Below are 6,272 nucleotides of genomic sequence, written 5' to 3' on the forward strand. Positions count from 1 at the left end.
GCCGGCGATGCCGTCCTGGGTCAGTATGCCGTCGCGCGGGCTGGCGATGCCCGCTTCCAGCGCGACGTGCGCGGTGCCGACGCTGGGATGGCCGGCGAACGGCACTTCCTTCTGTGGGCTGAACATGCGCAGGCCGTAGCTGGCATCCGGCCGCGTCGGCGCGAACACGAAGGTGGTTTCCGGCAGGCGCGTCCAGCGCGCGATGGCCTGCATCGTGGCGGCGTCCAATCCATCGGCATCGAGCACGACGGCCAACGGATTGCCGTTGCCGGCGCGGGCGGAGAAGACATCGACCTGGAAGAAGCGGCGTGCGGCCATGAGGGGGAACTCCGGACTGCGGTGGGGGAGGCCGGAGCTTACCAAGCGATCTTGTCGGCGATCACCGCTTGCACCCGGTTGCCGGTTCATCCCTAAGTGGCGGCGGCACGGTGTCGCGGCGCGGTGCGCGCGGACTGCGTCCCCAGGCGTGGCGGCCGTCTGCGTGGGTAACGATCCGCACCGGCAGCAGACCGGCATCGCACTGCTGGATCAGCACGCCGTCGCGGGGCGTCGCCAGGCCGAGTTCGACGGCCGCTCAGGCCGCACCGACGGTGGAGTGGCCTGCGAACGGCAGTTCGCCCTGGGTTTGAAGATTCGGATGCGGTCGTCCGCGCCCGCGTCCGGCGGCAGGAAGACCACCGTCTCCGACAGGTTCGGCCAGATCGCCAGGCGCTGCATGCGCGGGGCGTCCAGGTCGGCGGCATCGAGGACCGCGCACAGTGGAGTGCCCACCCCAGGCTGGCGGAAAAGACGCGCGGTTGCGGCTGGCGGCGCGCGCTCGTCCGCGCTCCGTTGGCAGTAGAATCGGGGGTTCCGCCCGCGCATGCAGGCGTTTTCCCCACATTCCAGACACCCCCACTCCATGTCAGCTTCCTCTCCTGTCGATCGCTGGATCGTCCTCAAGTTCGGCGGCACTTCGGTGTCGCGTCGTCATCGCTGGGACACGATTGGACGGCTGGCGAAAAAACGCGCGGAGGAGACCGGTGCGCGGGTGCTGGTGGTGGTGTCGGCCTTGTCCGGGGTCACCAACGAACTGACCGCGATTGCCGACGGCAGCGCCGACAGCGCGCAGCGCGTCGCCGCGCTGGAGCAGCGCCACCGCGACTTTCTGGCCGAACTGGAGCTGGACGCCGAGGCGGTGCTGGGCGAACGCCTGGCGGCGCTGCGCGGTCTGCTCGACGATCCGCGCGCGGCCGAGCGCACGCTGGACTGGCAGGCCGAGGTGCTGGGGCAGGGCGAGTTGCTGTCCTCGACCCTGGGCGCGGCCTACCTGCGTGCCAACGGCCTGGACATGGGCTGGATGGACGCGCGGCAATGGCTGGACGCGCTGCCGCCGCAGCCGAACCAGAGCGCCTGGTCGCGGCGCCTGTCGGTGTCGTGCCAGTGGCAGTCCGATCCGCAGTGGCGCGCGCGCTTCGTCGCCCAGCCCTCGCGCATGCTGATCACCCAGGGCTTCATCGCCCGGCACGAGGACGGCGGCACCGCCATCCTCGGCCGCGGCGGCTCGGACACCTCGGCGGCGTATTTCGGCGCGCTGCTCGGCGCCAGCCGGGTCGAGATCTGGACCGACGTGCCCGGCATGTTCAGCGCCAATCCGCGCGAGGTGCCGGATGCGCGCCTTTTGACCCGCCTGGACTATTACGAAGCGCAGGAAATCGCCACCACCGGCGCCAAGGTGCTGCACCCGCGCTCGATCAAGCCGTGCCGCGATGGCGGCGTGCCGATGGCGATCCTGGACACCGAGCGCCCGGAGCTGCCCGGCACCAGCATCGACGGCAACGCCCGCACCGTGCCCGGGGTCAAGGCGATCAGCCGCCGCAACGGCATCGTGCTGGTGTCGATGGAAGGCATCGGCATGTGGCAGCAGGTCGGCTTCCTGGCCGACGTGTTCGCGCTGTTCAAGAAGCATGGGCTGTCGGTGGACCTGATCGGCTCGGCCGAGACCAACGTCACCGTGTCGCTGGACCCGAGCGAGAATCTGGTCAACACCGACGTGCTGGCGGCGCTGTCGGCCGACCTGGCGGAGATCTGCCGGGTCAAGATCATCGTGCCGTGCGCGGCGATCACTCTGGTCGGGCGCGGCATGCGCTCACTGCTGCACAAGCTCTCGGACGTGTGGGCCACGTTCGGCAAGGAGCGCGTGCACATGATCTCGCAGTCGTCCAACGACCTGAACCTGACCTTCGTCATCGACGAGACCGACGCCGACGGGTTGCTGCCGATCCTGCACGCCGAACTGATCGACAGCGGCGCGATGCCAGTGGAAGAGACCGAGGTGTTCGGCCCGCGCTGGCGCGAGATCGCCGGCACGGTGCGGCCGCGGCCGGTGCCGTGGTGGCAGGGTGAGCGCGCGCATCTGCTGCGCCTGGCCGAGGCCGGCACGCCGCGCTACATCTATCACCTGCCGACCCTGCGCGAACGCGCGCGCGCGCTCAAGGCGATCGCGGCGGTGGACCAGCGCTACTACGCGATCAAGGCCAACGCGCATCCGGCGATCCTGCAGACCCTGGTCGAGGAAGGCTTCGGCCTGGAGTGCGTCTCGCACGGCGAACTGCGCCGGGTGTTCGAGATCGTGCCGGAGCTGTCGCCGCGCCGCGTGCTGTTCACCCCCAGCTTCGCACCCCGCGCCGAGTACGAAGCCGCGTTCGCGCTGGGCGTGACCGTCACCGTGGACAACGTCGAGGCGCTGCAGCGCTGGCCGGAACTGTTCCGCGGCCGCAGCCTGTGGCTGCGCATCGACCTGGGCCATGGCGACGGCCACCACGAGAAGGTCAACACCGGCGGCAAGGCCTCCAAGTTCGGTCTGTCGGCGACCCGCGTCGACGAGTTCGTCGAGGCCGCGCGCGCGCTGGACATCCGCATCGTCGGCCTGCACGCGCACCTGGGCAGCGGCGTGGAGACCGCGCAACACTGGCGGCGCATGTGCGACGAACTGGCCGGCTTTGCCCGGCGCATCGGCAGCGTCGAGGTCATCGACATCGGTGGCGGCCTGCCGATCCCGTACAGCGCCGACGACGAACCGTTCGACCTGGAGACCTTCGCCCAGGGCCTGGCCGAGGCCAAGGCCGTGCATCCGGCGTTCCGCCTGGCGATCGAACCGGGCCGCTACCTGGTCGCCGAATGCGGCGTATTGCTGGCCCGCGCCACCCAGGTGATCGAGAAGGACGGCATCCGTCGGGTTGGTCTGGACGCCGGCATGAACACGCTGATCCGCCCTGCGCTGTACGACGCCTGGCACGACGTGGCGAACCTGAGCCGCCTGGAACAGCCGGCCGAGACCGTGTTCGACGTGGTCGGGCCGATCTGCGAATCCAGCGACGTGTTCGGCAAGCGCCGGCGCCTGCCGGCGGGCACCGCGCCGGACGACGTGATGCTGATCGCCGATACCGGCGCCTACGGCTACAGCATGGCCAGCACCTACAACCAGCGCGAATTGCCCCGCGAGGAGGCGATCGATGGGCACGCAGACTGAATTCGTCGCGGGCAGCGCCGCGGCCGGCGCGCTTGCGATGGTGGCTGCCACCGCGGTGGATCAGTCCGGCACGTCGCTGCCGTGGACCGACAGCCTGAAGTGGGCGTTGCCGGCGTTGGCCGCCGCTGCCATCGGCGCATGGCTGGCGGTGCGCTGGCAGCGCCGCGGGCCCGCGGCGAGCACCGGCGCGCTGGCCCTGCGTACCTCGCTCCTGGCCGCGTTGGCCTACCTGCCGGCACTGGCGCTGTATGTGCTGGTCGCCGTCCTGGCCTCCGCTGCGTCGGTGCCGGCCGGGCAGCACTGGCAACTGCTGCTGATGGCGTTCGTATTCGGCTGCCTGCCGCTGCTGTGGGCCGCCTTGCCGTTTTCGATGCTCGAATTTCTTCTGTGCCGCCGCTATCTGCGGCACACCCGTGTGCTTGCAGGACGTCCATGACCGCTTTCGACAAACAGCAGATCGCCACCTTCCGCTTCGTGCGCTGCGGCTTCGACGCCGACAGCGGCGTGGCGCGCCTGGTCTATGCGTTCGACGACGGCCCGGAGCTGGTGGAGACCATCACCGTGCCCGGCGCGCCGTTCACGCTCGACCCGGCGCGCGCGCAGGCGGCGCAGCGCGCCCTGCGCCTGCTGCACCTGATCGCCGGCGTCAGCTACTACAAGGCGGCGGTGCCGCCGCGCATCGTCATCGACGACTACGCCATCGATGCCGAGACCGCCGCGCTGCTGGACAGCGTGTACCTGCATGGCCTGGGCGAGTTCGCCTATCGCAACGGCCTGGACCTGCGCGGGCGCATCCGCTTCCCGGCCGCGGACGCCGAGGCGGCCGACGCCACGGCGCTGGGGCTGCGCGACCAGGCACTGGTGGCGATCGGCGGCGGCAAGGATTCGCTGGTCAGCATCGAGGCCCTGCGCGCGGCCGGCGTGGCGCAGACGGTGACCTGGATCGGCGGCTCGCAGCTGATCCGCGCCTGCGCCGAGCGCACCGGGCTGCCGACCTTGAACATCGGCCGCACGCTGGCGCCGGAACTGTTCGAGCTGAACCGGCAGGGTGCGTGGAACGGACATATTCCGGTGACCGCGGTGAACTCGGCGATCCTGGTGTTCGCCGCGGTGCTGCACGACGCCGGCCAGGTGGTGTTCTCCAACGAACATTCGGCCAGCTACGGCAGCCAGATCGCCGGCACCGGCGAGGTCAACCACCAGTGGTCCAAGGGCTGGGCCTTCGAGCAGGCGTTCGGTGCGCAGGTGCAGCGCTACGTGGCCGCGGACCTGCGCTACTACTCGCTGCTGCGCCCGCTGTCGGAGCTGGCAGTGGCGCGGCAGTTCGCCAAGAGCGACCACTACGACGCGCATTTCTCCAGCTGCAACCGCAATTTCCACATCCTCGGCGAGCGCCCGGCGCACCGTTGGTGCGGGGTCTGCCCGAAGTGCCATTTCGTGTTCCTGGCGCTGGCGCCGTTCATGCCGAAGACGCGGCTGGTGCGGATCTTCGGCCGCAACCTGCTCGACGATGCCGGCCAGGCCGGCGGTTTCGACGCGCTGCTGGAGTTCCAGGACCACAAGCCGTTCGAGTGCGTCGGCGAAGGCCGCGAGTCGCGCGCGGCGATGGCGGCGCTGGCGGCGCGTGCGGAATGGAAGGAGGACGCGCTGGTGGCGCGTTTCATCCGCGAGATCCAGCCGCAGCTCGACCCCGCCGACCTGCGCGTGGAGCCGCTGCTGGAACTGGACGCGCAGCACCGCATCCCGGCCGATCTGTGGGAACGCGTGCGTGCGAATTTCGCAGCTTGAGGCGCAGCGCGTCGCGCTGTGGGGCTGGGGTCGCGAGGGCCGCGCGGCGTATGCGGCCGTGCGTGGCTGGGAAGCGGGAATCGGGAACGGGGAATCGCCACGCGCGCTGCCGCTGACGGTGTTCTGTTCGGCTGAGGAGGCCGCGGAGATCGCCGCGCTGCACGATCCTGCGTTGCATGTCGAGACCGAGGCCACCGCCGAGCGCCTGGCCGCGTTCGATGTGGTGATCAAGTCGCCCGGGATCAGCCCGTACCGGCCCGAGGCGCAGACTGCCGCGGCGCGCGGCACGCGCTTCATCGGCGGCACCGCCCTTTGGTTCGCCGAACACGCTGGCACGGACGGCGTGGTGCCCGGCAGCGTCTGCGTCACCGGCACCAAGGGCAAGAGCACCACCACGGCGCTGCTGGCGCACCTGCTGCGCGCCGGCGGCCACCGCACCGGCCTGGTCGGCAATATCGGCGTGCCGCTGCTGGAGGTGCTGGCGCCGATGCCGCCGCCGCAGTATTGGGCGATCGAACTGTCCAGCTACCAGACCGGCGACGTGGCCCGCAGCGGCGCACGGCCGCAGCTGGCGCTGGTGCTGAACCTGTTCCCCGAGCATCTGGACTGGCACGGCAGCCAGGCGCGTTACATCGCCGACAAGCTCGAGCTGGTCACCCATGCGCAGCCGCGCATCGCCCTGCTCAATGCCGCCGATCCGCAACTGGCGGCCCTGCAACTGCCCGACAGCGAGGTGCGCTGGTTCAACCGCGAGGACGGCTGGCACATGCGCGGCGAGGTGGTCTACCGCGGCGACAGCGCGGTGTACGACAGCGCGCAGGCGCCGCTGCCGGGCCGGCACAACCGCGGCAACCTGTGCGCGGTGCTGGCCGCGGTGGAGGCGCTGGGCCTGGATGCGGCGGCGCTGGCGCCGGCGGCCGATCGCTTCCGGCCGCTGCCGAACCGGCTGCAGATCCTGGGCACGCGCGACGGC

At 70.7% G+C, this 6,272-nt stretch carries 5 protein-coding genes and 1 pseudogene; 4 read left to right on the top strand and 2 right to left on the bottom strand.

Annotated features, from left to right (window positions below; genetic code table 11):
* On the bottom strand, positions 1–318 hold a 318-nt coding region (locus D180_RS18350; RefSeq protein ID WP_017913932.1), incomplete at its 3' end, for a PhzF family phenazine biosynthesis isomerase.
* A gap of 172 nt (positions 319–490) precedes the next feature.
* Positions 491–771: pseudogene (locus D180_RS24690) on the bottom strand (PhzF family phenazine biosynthesis protein); the annotation flags it as partial.
* A gap of 130 nt (positions 772–901) precedes the next feature.
* Here D180_RS24690 and D180_RS18355 point away from each other — a divergent pair.
* The 4 genes from D180_RS18355 to D180_RS18370 form a co-directional block, all read left to right on the top strand.
* Positions 902–3,511, top strand: coding sequence for a bifunctional aspartate kinase/diaminopimelate decarboxylase (locus tag D180_RS18355; RefSeq protein ID WP_043091313.1), 2,610 nt, complete (start codon positions 902–904; stop codon positions 3,509–3,511).
* The gene (locus D180_RS18360; RefSeq protein WP_017913934.1) at positions 3,495–3,947 is read left to right on the top strand and encodes a hypothetical protein; all 453 of its coding nucleotides are present in this window, start codon (positions 3,495–3,497) and stop codon (positions 3,945–3,947) included. Before D180_RS18355 ends, D180_RS18360 begins: the two co-directional genes overlap by 17 nt.
* Entirely contained in the window at positions 3,944–5,299 is a 1,356-nt protein-coding gene (gene murL / locus D180_RS18365; protein WP_017913935.1) for a UDP-N-acetyl-alpha-D-muramoyl-L-alanyl-L-glutamate epimerase, read from the top strand. The genes D180_RS18360 and murL overlap by 4 nt, the downstream gene beginning before the upstream one ends.
* On the top strand, positions 5,280–6,272 hold a 993-nt coding region (locus D180_RS18370), incomplete at its 3' end, for a Mur ligase family protein (protein WP_017913936.1). The genes murL and D180_RS18370, both read left to right, overlap by 20 nt.

The sequence above is a fragment of the Xanthomonas sp. SHU 166 genome (genome assembly GCF_000364685.1).
In the GTDB taxonomy this organism is placed as follows: Bacteria; Pseudomonadota; Gammaproteobacteria; order Xanthomonadales; family Xanthomonadaceae; genus Xanthomonas_A; species Xanthomonas_A sontii.

What these genes read in the sequence shown, in the direction of transcription:
- D180_RS18355 (WP_043091313.1), top strand. Translation starts at nt 902, where the DNA reads ATGTCAGCTTCCTCTCCTGTCGATCGCTGGATCGTCCTCAAGTTCGGC.
- D180_RS18360 (WP_017913934.1), top strand. Translation starts at nt 3,495, where the DNA reads ATGGGCACGCAGACTGAATTCGTCGCGGGCAGCGCCGCGGCCGGCGCG.
- murL (WP_017913935.1), top strand. Translation starts at nt 3,944, where the DNA reads ATGACCGCTTTCGACAAACAGCAGATCGCCACCTTCCGCTTCGTGCGC.